Annotated in this window: 11 protein-coding genes; 9 read left to right on the top strand and 2 right to left on the bottom strand. The window is 52.6% G+C overall.

Annotation, left to right across the window (positions count from 1 at the left end):
• Window positions 1-175 precede the first annotated feature (175 nt).
• The 7 genes from BST81_RS08120 to BST81_RS08095 all read left to right on the top strand — a co-directional run bounded on the left by BST81_RS08120 (window position 176) and on the right by BST81_RS08095 (window position 12898).
• On the top strand, window positions 176-1906 hold the full coding sequence (locus BST81_RS08120; RefSeq protein WP_075598127.1) for a VWA domain-containing protein: 1731 nt from the start codon (window positions 176-178) through the stop codon (window positions 1904-1906).
• Window positions 1907-1940: 34 nt separating this feature from the next.
• Entirely contained in the window at window positions 1941-2669 is a 729-nt protein-coding gene (locus tag BST81_RS08115; protein WP_075598047.1) for a hypothetical protein, read from the top strand.
• A 24-nt stretch (window positions 2670-2693) separates the two neighbouring features.
• On the top strand, window positions 2694-3791 hold the full coding sequence (locus BST81_RS08110; protein ID WP_075598046.1) for a substrate-binding domain-containing protein: 1098 nt from the start codon (window positions 2694-2696) through the stop codon (window positions 3789-3791).
• A 305-nt stretch (window positions 3792-4096) separates the two neighbouring features.
• Window positions 4097-5572: a DASH family cryptochrome gene (locus BST81_RS08105; RefSeq protein WP_075598045.1), complete on the top strand. Its 1476-nt coding sequence runs from the start codon at window positions 4097-4099 to the stop codon at window positions 5570-5572.
• Entirely contained in the window at window positions 5569-7086 is a 1518-nt protein-coding gene (locus BST81_RS08100; protein ID WP_075598044.1) for a cryptochrome/photolyase family protein, read from the top strand. Before BST81_RS08105 ends, BST81_RS08100 begins: the two co-directional genes overlap by 4 nt.
• Before the next feature lie 26 nt (window positions 7087-7112).
• Window positions 7113-7346, top strand: coding sequence for a hypothetical protein (locus BST81_RS27395; protein WP_143780273.1), 234 nt, complete (start codon window positions 7113-7115; stop codon window positions 7344-7346).
• Window positions 7347-7381: 35 nt separating this feature from the next.
• Complete coding sequence (locus BST81_RS08095; protein WP_075598043.1) at window positions 7382-12898, top strand: diguanylate cyclase; 5517 nt, start codon at window positions 7382-7384, stop codon at window positions 12896-12898.
• A gap of 98 nt (window positions 12899-12996) precedes the next feature.
• Here BST81_RS08095 and BST81_RS08090 read toward each other — a convergent pair whose 3' ends face one another.
• Entirely contained in the window at window positions 12997-13647 is a 651-nt protein-coding gene (locus BST81_RS08090) for a DUF1295 domain-containing protein (protein WP_075598042.1), read from the bottom strand.
• A gap of 96 nt (window positions 13648-13743) precedes the next feature.
• Here BST81_RS08090 and BST81_RS08085 point away from each other — a divergent pair, with 96 nt between their 5' ends.
• Window positions 13744-14055, top strand: coding sequence for a hypothetical protein (locus BST81_RS08085; protein WP_075598041.1), 312 nt, complete (start codon window positions 13744-13746; stop codon window positions 14053-14055).
• A gap of 13 nt (window positions 14056-14068) precedes the next feature.
• On the opposite strand, the gene BST81_RS08080 is transcribed toward BST81_RS08085, so the two are convergent.
• Entirely contained in the window at window positions 14069-17599 is a 3531-nt protein-coding gene (locus BST81_RS08080; RefSeq protein WP_075598040.1) for a DNA polymerase III subunit alpha, read from the bottom strand.
• 98 nt (window positions 17600-17697) lie between these two features.
• Between BST81_RS08080 and BST81_RS27390 the strand changes: the two genes are divergently transcribed.
• Window positions 17698-17919, top strand: a complete 222-nt coding sequence (locus tag BST81_RS27390) for a hypothetical protein (protein ID WP_143780272.1) — start codon at window positions 17698-17700, stop codon at window positions 17917-17919.
• Window positions 17920-18233: the final 314 nt, after the last annotated feature.

Genomic DNA, 18233 nt, shown 5'->3' with positions numbered 1-18233 from the left:
CCGATCGACTCCCCTCGCCCAACTGAACCCTATGACCTGCCCCAATCCTTCACGAAAAATTCGGGTCCTATCCGATCGAGGTGCTGTATTACCATGAAAGCTAGGAGTGTTATTTAACGGATGTAACGCTGAATACAGACTCCACAAACAGTCCCGTTGTAATCCAATGACTTCCATGATCCCAAAGTTTCGCAGGTTAACGACTCGGCTGGCAGTTGCCCTCAGTGTTGTTTTACTGGCTGGCTGCAACGAGCAAAATGCTAATCAATCCCAAACCCAACCCACCCAAACAGGGTTTCCGGTCAAGATTCTGGTCGGCAGTGCCCTGGAAGATTTTTGCCATCAAGCCGCCCAAAAATATAACCAGCAACAACCCAAACTGGAGAATGGCAAATCTTTTTACGTTGAATGTGAGGCGCGGGGCAGTGGCGATGTGGTGACAACGGTGATAACCCTGGCTCAGCAGTTTAAGTCGGGAACCTTACCGGCTGACTCACCTGATTTTCCCACCCTCGTTTCAGTGGATGGAGAAATTTACCAGAGCCAGTTGATTTATCAGATGAATCAACTGTTCCCAGGACAGCGGTATATCCCCGAAATAACCGACTCTCCCCTGCTGGCCAACAGCCCCATGGTGTTTATGGCTCAACCCGATGTGGCTGCGGGCCTGCGCAAATTGCCTGATCCGTTTAAGGCTCTGGTCACTGCCAAAACCCACAAGGAGATGGAGTCATCCAGTCCACCTTTGACCGTACACTACGTACAGACAGCACCCACCCGATCGAACTCTGGTTTGCAAACCTTGGTGGCCCAGTATGCCTCCATCTCCGGGAAGCGCCCAGATCAATTGACAGTTGCTGATGTAGCAACGTATCAAAGCCAGATTCAACAAATTCAGAAAAAGGTGACCCGCTACGGCATCTCCACCAATTCCTTAGCCAAAGCAATGGTGAAAAATGGTCCTTTCTGGGCCTCCATGGGGTCGGTGTACGAGTCCTCGGTGATTGCAGCTAACTCTAGCCTGCAGCCGGGGCAGACTCGCTACGAGGCCGTTTACCCCAAAGCCACTTTCTCCTCCAATATGCGGGCGATCGTGGCCACCGCTCCCTGGATTAATCCCGATGAGAAGGCAGCCGCAGAAAAAGTCATTGCCTTTTTCCAATCTCCCGAAACTCAGCAAATTGCCACCAGCCTGGGCCTGCGCCCAGGAGTACCCGGCGTTCCCCCCGGTCCTAAGTTCACGGCAGACTATGGCGTCAGTACCCAACCCACCTACGACTCCTATCGCCCTCCCCAGCCCGAAGTCGTGAATGCCATGCTGAAATCCTGGCGGGAGGTCACCAAGAAACCCTCTCAGGTGGTGCTAGTCGTCGATACCTCTGGTTCCATGCAAGGCAACAAAATCATTGCCATGCAAAATACCCTCAAAACTTATATCGAAAACCTGGGGGACAAAGAGAAAACCGTTTTAGTTCGGTTTAGCTCTGATATTGGAGAACCGGTATTCATCGATGGCACTCCGAGCGGGCGGGAAAAGGGGTTAGCTTTTGTGAGTAGCCTGCAGGCCCAGGGAGGCACACGCCTCTATGATGCCTCCCTCTATGCCCGTAACTGGTTACAGCAAAATCTGCGCCCCGACGCTATTAATGCAGTCGTCGTCCTGACGGACGGAGAGGATCAGGGGTCTCAAATCACCCTGGATCAACTCGGCAGGGAGCTGAAAAAAACAGGATTTCAATCGGAGGATGCCCCCCGCATCGCTGTTTTTACCATTGGTTATGGCGGAGAGGGCGAGTTTGATCCCCAGGCCCTGAAAACCATTGCTGATTTCAATGGGGGATACTACTCTAAGGGAGACCCTGCCACCATTGAACGGGTCCTGAGTGACCTGCAAGTTGAGTTTTAATGGTCTCCCCATCCAACCCTGTACAGCCTGAGCTATGAAACTGGCCAATCCTCTCCATTATCCCCTTGCTGTGCTGGCAGGTGGCATTCTCCTGGTGGTAGGCGTGCGTATTGTCAACTTACCGGGTGCTGTGGTACTTCCCCTATCGGCAGCAGTCGCAACCGTAGGAGCCCTCGTTCTGAAGGCCCGGGAACCTGAAACCCTGGGATTGGAGAACCCGGCCCTGGAACGGGAAATTCTGGCTGCCAAGGAACAGGCAAGAGCCCTGGCAGCCAGAGCCCATGATTTGCGATCGGAGGCCAGCCGTCTACTAACCCATTCCACCCAAATGGAGCTGTTATCGGTGGTGCAGTATGCTTGTGATCGGGCCTGTGAACTCCCCAACAAAATTGACGAATTAGCCCATAAGTTTCGGGGTTCTGCCTCCTTGCTCTCAGCCACCGATCTGCAAAACCAGCTCCACAAAGCCCAGGATCGCTTACGCAAAACCGTCGATGGCCCGGCTCGGGAGCAACTCCTGCAGTTGACCCAGAGCCTGAAACACAACATTCAACTGGCCCAACAGGGTCAGGATGCCCGTGAAGCACAGGTGGTCAGCCTTGCCCGCCTGATCTTTGACTCGGCTGGTGTGCTGCAATCCATGCAAAACCAGCTCCGGACTGCCAATCTCCAGGACACAGCAGTGGTGGAAGACCTACAAACCCTGGGTGATGAGTTGAAATTGTTCCAGGAAAATGTGGATCTACTGGTCGAACGAACCTGATTGCCGCCGCAAGAGGAGCAACCGATGAAAACCAAGCCGATCGTCTCTCTGGGAATCATTGCCGTCGCCTTGGGGCTGGCCTATGCCCCCCTGCCAGGTCTGAGTCGGACGATTACCGTTGTCGCTGGCACCGAACTCCAGGAGCCCCTGACTGCCCTGAGAGAAAAGTTTCAACAGAAAAACCCAGACATCATGCTGGAACTCAAATTCCAGGGGTCGCAGGATGTGGTGAATCGCTACCTGGATGACAAAAATGACTTTAAGCCAACGGTGCTCATTCCAGCCAATGGGGAACTGCTGGTCGAGATGAATGCGCGCTGGAAAGCACAGAATAACGCGGATGCATTTTATGACAGTCCACGCCCAGTAGCGAAAACCCTCCTGGTGGCCATTGCCTGGAACGATCGGGGCAAGGTGCTCTTTCCAGACAACACCTTTCGCTGGGAACGGCTGGAACAGGCCATGCAGACAGGGAACTGGAGTGCGATCGGGGGCCAGCCGGATTGGGGCAACTTCGATTTTCTGATGACGGATCCGGAACGATCGAACAGCGGCCAGATCACCATGACCCTTTGGAGTCAGAATAAACTGGGGAACAGTCCGATCACTCCCGCTAACCTGGGTCAGCCCACCGTACAATCGCTCTTCAGCCTGGTGCACAAATCCGTTTACCAGCCGCCCCGCTCCACGGACGTGTTGCTGCAGGAGTTCATCAGCCGGGGTCCTAATGATGCCGATGTGGCCACGGTCTACGAAAGCATTGCCCTCTATCGCTGGCAGCAATCGGGGGCCAACCAGGGCAAGCCATACCAGATTTACTATCTCAATCCCACGATCGAGACCGTTTCCACGGCAGTCATTGCCCGTCGCCAGGTCGATCGGAGCACGGCTGATGCAGCCCGCAAATTTCTGGACTTCCTGACCCAACCGGAGCAACAGGCCGTCTTTGTTCAGTATGGCTTCCGACCTGTCGTCGGTAATATTGATCTGAAATCTGTCCCCAATAGCCCCTGGAATCAGAACGTTCCCGGAGCCCAGATGGCTCCACCCGGCCAGGTAGCCCAAACCCCAAACACCCAGACCCTGGAAGAGATTAAGCGGCTCTGGAGCCGTTCCCAATGAACTCACACAGGCTAGTGGTAAGTCAATCAATGATTGACGGGCAGCCAAAATCCAGGTTGTTGATTGGGGTTAAATTTTGCGGGTCTTCGACCCGTCAAAATTTTCCTGACGGAACAGTAGTTTTGCTCTAGTAGCTGCAACTTTAGCCCTGAGGGCTACCGGAATCTGAACCGTTCCAACAGTCCCTCAGGATCGAAAACTAAATAAAGTAGGGGTTTGGGGCTTCGCCCCCAAGCAGGGGCGTTGCTCCTGCACCCCAATTGTTCATCTTATTCAATTCGTGATCCTAATTTTCAACTCTCAGCATGATCAATTTGGTCTGGTATCGCAATGATTTACGCTTGCAGGATCATGAGCCCATGACTCAAGCACTCCAACAAGCGACCCAAATTATTCCTGTTTACTGCTTCGACCCTCGTCAATTTTCTACAACTGCTTTTGGCTTTCCTAAAACGGGTGCTTTTCGGGCTCAATTTCTACTCGAAAGTGTCGCTGATTTGCGCCAATCTCTTTGCCAGTTGGGTAGCAATTTACTAGTGTATAAGGGATGGCCAGAAGCAATCATTCCTGGTTTAGTGAGGGCGTTAAACGTAGACGCAGTCTATTTTCAGGGTGAAGTCACCTCAGAGGAACTAGCAGTAGAAGCAGCACTGGAAACAGCCTTGTCTGTCTTGAAGGTCAAGGTTTATCGTTTTTGGGGCATGACACTCTATCACCCCGATGATCTGCCCTTCAAGATCGCTACAACACCGGAGCTGTTCACTAAATTTCGCCAACTGGTTGAAAACCGGACGATCGTCCGGAACGAGATTCCCACTCCCCCAAGGTTGCCAGGTCTACCTGATGTGGCATTTGGGGATTTGCCTTCCTTACAAGAACTGGGCCTAGAGAGGCCAGACATGGATGCCCGAGCAGGGCTGCACTTTCAGGGCGGCGCAACAGCGGGTCTGGCCAGATTAAATCACTATATTTGGACAGGGAACTGCCTCCAAGTTTATAAAGAAACTCGTAATAGAATGCTGGGCGCTGATTACTCCTCTAAATTCTCTCCTTGGCTGGCTTTGGGATGTCTTTCGCCCCGAATGATCTACACACAGATCAAAGACTATGAGACCCAGTGCATCCAGAATGATTCGACCTACTGGTTAATCTTCGAGTTACTTTGGCGCGACTTCTTTCGCTTGATGGGTGCCAAACATGGCCATAAAATTTTTCGCCGATCGGGATTGCGTGGGATCAAAATTCCCTGGTGTGAGGACTGGAAATGCTTCAGGCTCTGGCAAACTGGGAAAACTGGGTTCCCTTTAGTTGATGCCAATATGAGAGAGCTAGCTGCAACTGGCTTTATGTCCAACCGGGGACGGCAGAATGTTGCTAGCTTTCTAACTAAAAATCTAGGCCTGAATTGGCAGATGGGTGCAGAGTGGTTTGAGTCTCTGTTGATTGACTACGATGTTTGTAGCAATTGGGGTAATTGGAACTACACCACTGGGATTGGCAATGATGCACGGGGGTTTCGTTATTTCAATATTCCCAAGCAGTCCAGAGACTACGATCCTGAAGGGGCGTATCTCCGGCACTGGCTCCCCGAACTAGCAGCGATTCCTGGCCATAGCGTGCATGAGCCCTGGCGGTTATCTGTAGAAGACCAGAAGCGTTATGGTGTCAGGCTAGGGGTAGACTATCCCCGCCCGATCGTTGACTTTTTTGAGTCCATTCGAGTGCATGAGAAGATCTATCAGGCTGCGATCAAATCTACGGAAGACCATCCCCTGCAATGACCACTGGAATTTGGGTACTAGGAGACCAACTCTGGGCTGGGCAATCTGCACTGGCAAGTTGCCAGAGCGCTCAAAGAGAAACACCGGTAATCCTGATTGAATCTCGCGATTATGCACGACAGCACCGTTATCATCGGCAAAAACTAGTCCTGATTTGGTCAGCCATGCGTCACTTTGCAGCAGCATTGCGTGCAGACGGATGGTCAGTCACTTACACCATTGCAGATGACTTTGGGACTCCCCTCCACCAATGGATCCAGGCCAACAAAATCACAGAAGTACGGGTCATGTATCCGAACAACCACCCTTTCCGACAAATCATTAATAACCTGCAACTGGGTTGTCCCCTTCACTTTGTACCCAACAATCATTTTTTGTGGCGTACCGAAGACTTCCAACAATGGGCGACCTCCCGCAAACGATTGTTATTAGAAGATTTTTATCGGACAGGCCGCAGAGAATTTAAGATTCTGATGCATCAAGACCAGCCGATCGGAGGTCAGTGGAACTTTGACTCGCAAAACCGCCAACCGCCCAAGGGTCAGTTGAACCCGCCCTCAGCTTTGTGGTTTGAACCCGATGCAATTACCCAAGCGGTGATACAGGAGGTGCAAGCTCTGGATTTTCCGGGCTATGGAGCTCTGGAGCCTTTTCGTTGGGGGGTAACTCGAGCCTCAGCCCTGGCAGTCTTAGACCATTTTGTCGCCCACGGCCTGCCTTCCTTTGGTCCTTTGCAGGATGCCATGGTGACCCAGGAAGAAACGATGTGGCACAGCCTAGTTTCTCCCTATCTGAATTTAGGACTGCTCCAGCCTAGAGAAGTGATTACAGCCGTAGAAACGGCCTATTTGAATCATAATCTAGCGTTAAATAGCGTCGAAGGGTTTATTCGGCAGGTACTAGGATGGCGAGAATATATGAACGGCCTTTACCACTATCTAAAGGATGATTATGGCCAGAGTAACTGGTTTCATCACACTGAGCCCTTACCAGCGTTCTATTGGGACAGCACTCAAACAAATCTGAACTGTCTGCGTCAGATTCTCTCCCAGGTAGAGAAGACTGGCTATGCTCATCACATTCAGCGGTTGATGGTGCTGAGCAATTTTGCCCTCATTGTCGGTGTCTCCCCCCAGGAGATTGAGGGCTGGTTCCACGCCGCTTTTGTCGATGCCTATGACTGGGTCATGCAAACGAATGTCATTGGCATGGGACAGTTTGCGGATGGCGGGATATTGGCTTCCAAACCCTATGCGGCATCGGCCAACTACATTAAGAAGATGAGCGATTATTGTAGTCACTGTTACTACAATGCGAACGATCGCACGGGCGAGCAAGCCTGTCCCTTTAACTTTTTCTACTGGGACTTTCTGGACCGTCACCAGGAGAAACTCAAATCCATTGGGCGAATGAACGTACTGCTGGGCAATCTCAACCGTATGGATGCAGACGATCTCGATAAAATGCGGGTTTTAGCCGAGGCATGGCGGCAGCAGCATAGACAGCAAGGGTAAAGGGGTGTTGCCCCTGCCTGGGGGCGTTGGCGAACGGTTGGCAAGCTTTTATCCGCACCGTCTGGCTGTCCAGGATCTCTACGCTGCAAACCAACCAGGGCACGATCGTCAACCCTGGTGTAAACTACCGTCAAGAACTGGATCTATTCACTGGCTTGCCGGGGAGCACGATCGTCAGTCTCAGCATAAACTACACTGCAGAGGTAGGAGAACCCAGGGAGAATCAGGGAGAATTTAAGTCAAGCCTAGGCCAGCCTTGATTTTCACCCACTCCTAATTCACAACACTGATCGCCATGATCACGCTATCCGGGTATGAGGATTTAATTCGGATCCATGATGGAGAGAACTCCCAGGTCTATCGGGCCTGGCAGGTTAAAGATGGGCGATCGGTGATTCTAAAACTCCTCAAAGCCGATTATCCAACCCCCGACCAACTCAGGCGCTACCGGCAGGAATATCACCTCACCCATCAACTCCAATTACCCGAGGTAATCAAAGCCTATGGGCTAGACCCATGGCAAAGAACCCTGGTCATGATTCTGGAAGACTTCAATGGACTTGACCTCAAACAGTGGTTACAACAGTATCCTCAGGGGCTCACAGTAGAGGCATTTTTACCCCTCGCCATCAAAATTGCGAGTGCCCTGGGACAGCTCCATAGTCAGGCTGTCATTCATAAAGATATTAATCCCGCCAATATCGTCTTCAACCCCAAGACGAGAACGCTGAAGCTGATTGACCTGGGCATTTCAACCCAGTTGAGTCGAGAAAATCCCTCGCTCCAAGCCCCAGGTGCCCTAGAAGGCACCCTCTCCTATCTTTCCCCAGAACAAACTGGACGTATGAATCGGGTGCTGGACTACCGCACCGATTTTTACTCCCTGGGGGTCACCTTCTATGAGCTCTTGACGGGGACTCTGCCTTTCACCAGCGATGACCCCATGGAGTTAGTCCATTGTCACCTGGCCAAACAGCCCGCCTCACTGCTGGATGTTAAGGGTGGGCAGGTTCCCCCAATCCTGGCGGAGTTGGTCAACACCCTGATGGCGAAGAACGCCGAAGAGCGCTACCAGAGTGCCTGGGGGCTGAAAGCAGACCTAGAGACCTGTTGGGTCCAATGGCAGGAAACCAGAACCATCGCCAGATTCCCCCTTGGTCAGCATGATGTCTCCGATCGATTCCACATTCCCCAAAAGCTCTATGGTCGAGAGCGGGAGCTTGCCGCATTACTGACCGCTTTTGAGCGCGTTGCAGGCGTAAGCCCGGTCTTGGGGAAAGACGCCACCGCCGAGCTCGTTCTGGTGACGGGATACTCTGGGATTGGCAAATCGGCCCTGGTGCGATCGCTCTACAAACCAATGACAGCCCGACGAGGCTATTTTATTTCGGGTAAGTTTGACCAGTTTCAACGCAACATTCCCTACTCGGCTGTGGTCAATGCCTTTGCAGGTCTGGTCATGCAACTCCTGGCAGAACCAGAGGCCATCCTGCAGCAATGGCGAGAACAGCTCTTAGATGCCCTAGGGCCGAACGGGCAGGTCGTAATTGAGGTCATTCCGGATATGGCCTTGATAATTGGGGCTCAGCCTCCCGTGCCTGAGTTGGGGGCCAGTGAATCCCAAAACCGGTTTAATCGGGTGTTTCAACGCTTTGTGCAAGCCTGCTGTAGCCCAGAGCATCCCCTGGTGATTTTTCTGGATGATATGCAGTGGGCCGATCGGGCAACCTTGAATCTGATCGAGCGCCTCCTGGAAGACAGACAGAGCCAGCATTTACTCCTGATCATTGCCTATCGAGACAATGAAGTGTTGATCGGGCATCCCCTCAGCCTGACGATCGCCCAGATCCAGCGCCAGGGCACCCCGATTGAGTCCATTACCCTAACCCCACTCCCCCTGGAGCAGATCGGGCAACTGATCGCAGACACATTGCACCAAAGCCCTGAAACGGTCAGGGATCTGGCAGAATTGGTGCTCCGCAAAACTGAAGGCAATCCCTTCTTTGCCAATCAGTTTCTCAAAACCCTTTACAGTGAGCACTTGCTGACCTTCAATTACCATCTGAGACAGTGGCAATGGGATTTGGCGCAGATTGAGGCCATCGGGTTCACCGATAATGTGGTGGAACTCATGGTCGAACAGTTGCAGAAACTGCCCCCATCCGTTCAAGTAGCTTTATCCACTGCGGCTTACCTGGGGGCAGAATTTGATCTGGAAACCCTCGCATGGGTGAAGCATCAGACTCCAGCCAGTCTTTTCGCAGATCTCAAGCTAGCCATGGCGCAGGGATTTGTGATGGCCCGATCGTCCCTGGATGAACAGCTCCTAATTCAGGACTACCAGTTTGGTCACGATCGGATTCAGCAAGCTGCCTATGCCCTGATTCCGGCAAAAGACCAGGCTGACAGACATTTGCAAATCGGACGATCGTTACTGAACAGGTTGGCAGACACCGATCTCGATGACCGACTTTTTGACCTCGTGGAACACCTCAATCACGGTCTGGTAGGGGTCGTCGATGCAGAAGAACGGGAGCGTTTCGCGGGTTTAAATCTCAGGGCCGGACAAAAGGCTATCGGCGCATCCGCCTATAAAGCAGCGATGACCTATCTGGACAGGGGAATTTCCCTGTTGAGTTCAAATTCCTGGGATAGCCACTATGAATTGAGTCTGTCCCTGCACAACGAAGCCGTGAAAGCTGCGTTTCTCAGTGCCGAGTTTGAGCACATGGAAAACTGGGCAACGATCGTCATGGCCAAGGCAAAAACTGCGCTGGATCGGGTCCAGGTGAGTGCCATTCGGATTGAAGCCTATGGCAGTCAGAACAGATTGCTGGAAGCTATCTCTAGCGGGTTGGACATCCTGGCCCAGTTGGGCATTCAGTTTCCTGAGGCTCCAGAACCGGTTGATTTCATCCAGGCTTTAGCACAGATTGAAACCCTCATTACCGATACCCAACCCAGCGAATTAATCAATCTCCCGGCCATGCAGGATCCGACAGCCCTTGCAGCCTTACAACTCCTGGTCAAATTAGGCCCTGCCAGTTTTGTCAGTTCTCTAAAACTCAGTCCCTTGATCACCCTAAAACAAGTGGAATTGTCCATCTTATATGGCAATGCTCCCCTTTCTGCTGTGGCCTACTCCTCCTATGGGCTGATTCTATGTGGGCTTGTCGGCGATCTAGACAAGGGGTATGACTTCGGTCAGGTGGCGATCGGCCTGATCTCCCAGTCGGATAGCAGGGAATTTGAAGCCACTGTCCTGATGATGGTGCATTCCTTCATCAGTCACTGGAAAATCCATTTAAGGGAAACATTGGCCCACCTGCAACAGGCCCATGCCGTTGGGATTGCAGCAGGAGACTTTGCCTATGCAGGCTATGCTGCATTTGATTATTGCACCCACGCCTATTTAATCGGTCAGTCGCTCTCGGAGGTGCAATCAGCAATGCAGCATTACAGCGAAGTGCTAAAACAGATGGGTCAGAAATCAGCCCTCTCCTATCTGCAGGGATACCAGCAGGCGATCGAAAATCTGACCAGGACATTGGCCCATCCCTACACCTTCGCTGGAGAAATTCTGGATGAACAAGTCGTGATTCCATTACTGCAGGCACAGCACAATCAGGCAGGCTTGTGGCATTTCTACACGGTGAAACTCCCCCTGTGTTATTGGTTTGGGCAATTTGCCCTGGCCTATGAAGTCAGTCAATGGGCGCAGCAATCGATCTCCAGTGGCACGGCTGGAGTAGCGGTCCCAATTCTCTATTTTTATGATGCTCTGACTTGCTTAGCCCTGCTCTCAGAGCACCCCCTGGATCATTCAGATCCCCTGTGGCTCCAGGTAGACAAAAACCAGCACCTGCTGGAGCAGTGGAGCGTTTCAGCCCCGATGAATTATCGTCACAAGTTTGATCTAGTTGCAGCCGAAAAATGTCGGGTTTTGGGCCAGACAATCGCTGCGATCGACCTGTACGATCGGGCGATCGCAGGCGCAAAAGCACAGGCATACCTGCAAGAAGAAGCTCTGGCCAATGAACTTGCTGGCCGGTTTTACCTAAATTGGGGGAAAGAGAAAATCGCCCAGGTGTACCTGCAAGAGGCCCACTACTGCTACCTGTGCTGGGGTGCAACGGCCAAGGTCCGTCACCTGGAAACCCAGTACCCTCAGTGCTTCACCCGCGAGTGGTCATCACAGCTAGCCCCCCCTCGAACCTCTTCGCAGACCAGCGACAGCCAGAGCAGCGCGGCGCTAGATTTATCTACGGTGATGAAATCCTCGCAGGCGATCGCCAGCGAGATTGTGCTTGAAAATCTTTTGCAGACCTTGATGAAAATTCTGCTGGAAAATGCCGGCGCACAAACGGGCTGTTTGGTTTTGCCTACTTCAAGAGCTGGAGGAGTAGAGCATTTCTCGGTTGCGATTCACAGTATTGCTGACATCGCCAACATTTCACCGCCCCAACCCATTCACCAAATATTGCCAGAGTCGGTGCTGCATTATGTGGCTCGCACCCATGAAAGTGTGATGCTGGATGAGGCCAGTCGATCGGGCCAGTTTGTTCAAGACCCCTACATTCAATTGGCCCAACCCCTCTCCATCCTCTGCTATCCGCTCCTGGACCAGAACCAACTCGTGGGGCTGGTCTATCTGGAGAATAAAGTCACGGCTGGAGCCTTTACCCGCGATCGGATTGAACTGTTACAGATCCTGAGTGGTCAGGCTGCGATCGCCCTCAGCAATGCCCAACTCTACGCCAGAGTCCGGGAGAGTGAACAACAGCTCAAACAATTTCTGGAAGCCGTTCCAGTGGGCATTGGGGTCTTAGATGCAAAGGGACATCCCTACTACATGAATCAACGGGCGAAAGAGCTTTTAGGCCAGGGCATTGCCGCAGAAGCCACGGCTGAAGACATTGCCCTGGTGTATCAAACCTATATCGTCCAAACCGATGACCTTTATCCCAACGAAAAGTTACCGATCATCAGAGCCTTAAAGGGAGAAGCCTCCAGTGTCGAGGATATTGAAATTCATCAGGGCGATCGGGTGATTCCGATCGAGTCCTGGGGCACCCCCATTTATAACAAAGCGGGGGATGTCCAATACGCAATCACGGCCTTTCAGGACATCACGGAACGCAAACGAGCGGAACAAATTTTTGCCGACTATTCCCGTGAACTGGAACGGGAAGTCAGTCAACGCACCGCTGAACTGGCCCAAATCAATCAACAGTTACAACAAGAGATTCGCGAACGGCAGCAGGCTGAACAAAACCTGCAGGTGGCCAATCGGGAATTGCTGCGGCTGGCCACCATGGACGGCTTAACTCAGGTGGCCAATCGTCGCTATTTTGACCAGCAACTCCAACAGGAATGGCAACGGTTGGGACGGGAACAACAATTTCTCTCCCTGATTTTGTTTGATGTGGATTATTTCAAACGCTACAACGATTACTATGGCCATCAAGCAGGGGATGCCTGCCTGGTGCAGGTGGCCCAGGCTGCCCAGGCAGGCGTCAATCGTCCCGCCGATCTGATTGCTCGTTACGGGGGCGAAGAATTTGTCATGATTCTGCCCCACACTGATCAGCCTGGGGCGATCGCCATTGCAGAACGGATTCAGCAAGCAATACGGGCTCGGGCTATTCCCCATGCAAAATCGGAGGTGAGTTCGATCGTCTCAGTGAGCCTGGGAATCGCCAGTCTCATGCCCACGCCGCACCAGTCCCCTGATGTTCTGATTGCCCTAGCGGATCAGGCTCTGTATGCGGCGAAACAGCAGGGGCGCGATCGCTATTCGATTAGCGGCTAACCCCCCATCTTGCCCAGAGACTGAATCCTCCCTTGGCGCTGACTCCCACGAAATCCCCTCTGGGGAGGTGTGACCCGTAGGACCGGGGTGGATTTGATTTACCAGATAAAGGGGATCAATCGAGTGCTGGACTTTTGATAGGCTGCATAATCTTCATACTTTTCAGCCATGGCTTTCTCTTTCTGAGCAATGCGCTGGAGATAGAGCAGAAGAATGGTTACTGGCACCAGATAAGCCCAGGGAGAACCGGCCACAATGCTGAAACTCACGTAGCGCAGCAGATCGCCAAAGTAGTTCACGTTCCGGGAGAACCGCCAGATGCCATCCTGAACCAGACCCGCTCCATATTGCTTGGCTGTCAGTTTCTGCGTATCGGCACAGGCATTGAACAAGTTGCCAAAAATGTAGAGGGGCAGGGCGATCGCGACCGTGATCAAACTCAGAGGTTCCGGATTGGTAAAAGCCAGGAATCCCGGTAAGGCATAGAACAGACCCACCATCAGCAGTAACACCATGAATTCACCGCTGCCCGCTGGTTCTGTAAAAATCTGCTGCCGTCGCAACGGGTAGAGCCATTGCTCCAGGAGCCACCAGCTACAGTAGCTCAGATGCAGACAGAGATAGAGCACCTGGCGCAGATCTTGGACTCCAAAGTAGAAACCGCAGGTAATCAGAATCACGCTTGTCAGAATCTTGGCAGTATTGATGGCAGTCAATTGGGTGACTCCGGAAGTAGCCGTTTCTTGCATTGCCCTAAGACACGAAAGTTAATAGCATTGAGTCTAACTCACTGTAGATTGTGAATCGTACTCAATAGATTGTGAATCCTACTAAGTCGAAACCCTGTGAAGTATTTTTTTCTGTCTGACGGCTGGATAATTGGAAGGGTCTGGGAAACGAACGGACTCTGGAATGAAAATATCTGGCGGCGAAAACCCCAGATCCAAAAACTCAATATTGCCGTGATTGAGCAAAACGAAAAACTCTGGCTCTATCAGGTTGAGGATCAGGTATTGATGTTGGAAGTGAAACCGGAGGCTCCCGATCAGGTAGCTCAGGGCAGTCAAACGATCGGGCAGGTTGTTCTCAAGCGTCTGATCAGTGCCGATCAGGCGATTGCAAAGCTGTCTGACGCTGGTTCCGTTTTGCGCGGATGAAGCAGCTCCTCGATCAGGCTCCAATCAGGGTGGTGGATCGAGCCTGGAAGCCCGCTCGAATCAGGGCTGCCACCGCCGCCTCATGGTCCTGCACCCGAAATTGCGCCCCCAGACGGACGAATTGCCGTCGCTGCGGGGCGGAAACGATCGCCACCACCGGTGTCTTGGCCTTGGTATCCTCCCCTCGGTTCTCCAGCAGAACCGCCTTCAGGCGATGATGGTGTTCCGCATCCCTGGCCAACTGCAAATCTAACTCAACCATCACCATCCGCACCGCCTCGATCGACTCGGCATCTTCAATGATGAGCTGGGTTTGTTCATCTCGCCGATCGACCTTCCCCCAGATCATGAGCTGGGCATCGGCCACAATCAGAGAACCAATCCGCTCATAGGATTTGGGAAAAATAACGGCTTCGGCCTGCCCGGTCAGGTCTTCAACCTGCACGATCGCCATCCGATCCCCTTTCTTAGTCACCACCGGTTTGACGCTGGTCAGCATCACGATCGCGCTGAGGGTGGTGTTCTCCTCTCGCTGTTCTCCCAGCTCGTTCAAATTGATCGGGGCCAGGATCCGGGCTGACTGCTGAATCGACTTCAGGGGATGGTCAGAGATGTAAAAGCCCAGCAGTTCCTTTTCCAGCCGCAACTTCTCCTGCTGGGGAAAATCTGCTACGGGTGGAGCTTTAGGGGCCAGGTCCAGCCTGGAAGCACCGCCAGCCTGATCGCCGCCGCCACCCAGCAGATCAAACAGATTTCCCTGACCATTGGCTTTATCCCGAGCTCTGGATTGAGCCCAGTCCAATACCAGTTCCAGGTCGTGGATCAGTTGGTTGCGGTTGAGTTCAATGCAGTCAAAGGCTCCACAGTGGATCAACGCTTCCAGGGCTCGTCGGTTAACGGCCCGGCTATCCACCCGATCGCACAGATCCGCCAGGGATTTGAACGGCCCCGATTGACGGGCCTCCAGAATCGCCTCCACCGCACCCTGGCCCACGTTCCGCACCGCAGATAGGCCAAACAGAATACTCTGCTCCAGGGGAGTGAAATCCACCCCCGATCGGTTGATATCCGGAGGGTCTACCGTGATGCCCATGCGATTGCAACAGGCAATGTAGGGCTGCACCTTATCCTGGTCGTCACTGTTGGAGGTCAACAGGGCCGCCATATACTCCACCGGATAATTCGCCTTCAGATAGGCGGTTTGATAGGTGACATAGCCATAGGCGGTGGAGTGGGATTTGTTGAAACAGTACTCGGCGAACAACACCATCTGCTCAAACAGTTCTTCCGCAACTTTGTGCGGCACCCCATTTTTTTTAGACCCTTCCACAAAGATTTCTTTGTGTTTTTCCATTTCCGATTTCTTCTTTTTCCCCATGGCTCGCCGCAGCAAATCAGCCTGGCCCAGGGAATAACCAGCCATATCCTGAGCAATCTTCATGATCTGCTCCTGGTAGACCATAATGCCGTAGGTTTCTTTCAGAATGGGTTCCAGAATCTGGTGCTCGTATTCAATTTTTTCTCGCCCGTGTTTGCGGTTAATAAATTTGGGAATCAGGCCCGCATCCAGAGGGCCGGGTCGATAGAGGGCCAGAACGGAAGAAATGTCCTCTAAGCCAGAGGGACGTAGATCTTTCACAATTTGCCGCATCCCCGAAGATTCCAACTGGAATATCCCTTCCAGATCTCCCTTGGCCAGGAGCTTATAAGACTCTGGATTATCCAGGGGCAGGCGATCGAGATCAATTTCCTGCTGGCGCGACTGGCGAATCAGATCCAGGGTTTTCTGGATCATGGTCAGGTTTTTCAACCCCAGAAAGTCCATCTTCAGCAGACCCAGAGCTTCGATGTCTTCCATGAAATACTGGGTGATCACGGACCCGTCATTATTCCGTTGCAGGGGCACAATTTCATCCAGGGGATCAGCCGAAATCACGACCCCGGCTGCATGGATGCCGAAGGTCTTGTTGGTGCCTTCAATCCGAATCGCCATGTCCAACCAGCGGCGGTAGGGAACGGGGGGATCCGTTCCAGGAACGTTGAGATTTTTCTCGTACTTCTCCCGAAACTCCGGGGCTGGGGTGTCGTCCGAAATCATCACCTTCAGCTTTGTCGGCTTCCCCCGCATCACTGGAATCAGCTTGGCCATTCGATCGCTCTCGGCATAGGGAATATCCAGCACCCGTGCCACATCCTTCAACACGGCTTTGGAGGTCATTCGGTTGAAGGTAATGATCTGGGCGACCCGTTCTTCGCCATATTTATGGGTCACATACTGGATCACCTCATCCCGGCGGGCAATGCAGAAGTCCGTATCAATATCAGGCATGGACTTCCGTTCTGGGTTGAGGAATCGCTCGAATAGCAGGCCATGGTGCACCGGATCGATGTTGGTGATGCCAAGGGCGTAGGCCACCAGGGAACCGGCGGCACTGCCCCGCCCCGGTCCCACGGGAATGCCCTGGTCGCGGGCGTACTTGATGTAGTCCCAAACCACTAGAAAATAGGTGGCGAACCCCATCCGTTTCATCATTTGCAGTTCGTATTCCAGACGATCGCTGTAGTCTGCCCCGATCTGCTCATAGGTGGTGCAATGGAAGCGATCCTGCAAGCCTTCCCGCGTTACCTTTTCCAGGTAACTGTCTGCGGTATAGCCCTCAGGAACCGGATAATTGGGAATTCGGGGTTCTCCCAGAATCCCATAGTCGTCTGTGACCTTGGCGGCCACTTCCAGGGTGTTGGCGATCGCCGCCTGAACCACCGCCTCCGGCAGGTGGTCCCGGAACAGCCGGGCCATCTGTTCGGCGGATTTCACATACTCGGTGCCGCTATAGCGCAACCGCTTCTCTTCCGTGATCAGCTTCCCAGTTTGAATACAGAGGAGGGCATCATGGGCCTCCACGTCGTAGCAGGAAATATAGTGGGAGTCATTTGTAGCGATCAGCTTGATCTCCAGCTCCTGGGCAATTTTGACAATCTCCACATTCACGATCCGATCTTCGGGAGAGCCATGATCCTGGATTTCCAGGTAGTAATCTTCCCCAAATAGATCTTTGTACCACTGGGCCACCCGACGGGCAATCTCTGGCTTGCGTTGCAGAATCGCCTGGGGCACCTCTCCCCCCAGACAGGCACTGGTGACAATCAGCCCTTCATGATATTGGGCCAGCAAATCTTTGTTGATACAGGGACGGGCAAAAATGCCTTTCCCCTGATACCCTCTGAGATGGGAAAGGGTAGTGAGCTTGACCAGGTTCTTGTAGCCCTGTCGATTCTTAGCCAGCACAACCTGATGATAGCGGGGCCGACGTTCCTGCTTTTCGATATCCCCGTTGATCACATACATCTCATTGCCGACGATCGGTTTAACGCTGCGACCCTTGCAGACCTTGAGCAGTTCGATCGCCCCATACATCACCCCGTGATCGGTGAGGGCCACCGCAGGCATACCCAGTTCCACCACCCGTTCCACCAGATCGGGCAACTGACTGGCCCCATCAAGCAGACTGTAATCACTATGAATGTGCAGGCCAACAAAGGACATAGACAACCCAACTCCCCAAATCGAGTAGAGATTAGACTAACCGATCTCAGCCCCTATCGCTAGCCATTCACGCAATTAAATACCCTAGATGTAGTGGATTGACTGGCGATCGTCCGGTAGTTCCAGCAATCGACTTTCCCCACAATTGCTCCTCTCCCGTTTCTTCCTCTCCCGTTTCTTCCTCTCCCTTCCTGGAAGGGGTGGACTGTAGGGCTGGGATGGGCTTGAAGCAGGATGACCCAGAACTGCACCTGGAAGCCATCGATAGTACTAATGTATTTAGTTCCAGAATAGCCGATTCTGATCAGGATCAACTTTAGTGGATGAGGAGACTTTACAGGGATCCTGAGGATGCCTGCAAAGTTTGTTAGTTCCAGATGAAATGGGGAATATTGAGGGTGGGTGCAATCACTCCAACAGTCCTCAGACGCTTTCACTAAAATAATAGTGAACCGGGAAGGATTCAGTGAGACTGCCTGATTTCCTGTGCTCTTCAAAGATGGGCATTCGTTATAACATAACGATTTGTAATAGGGATTTCTGGGCTTCCTCAAATCAGAGCAAAATTTTACTGGATACTGCCTGATTCCGCCGGTAGCGCATCAGTATTTATGAGGCTGTGATCAAGCGTAAC

The organism is Leptolyngbya sp. 'hensonii', from assembly GCF_001939115.1.
GTDB lineage: Bacteria > Cyanobacteriota > Cyanobacteriia.
This window is presented reverse-complemented; position numbering and strand designations above follow the sequence as displayed.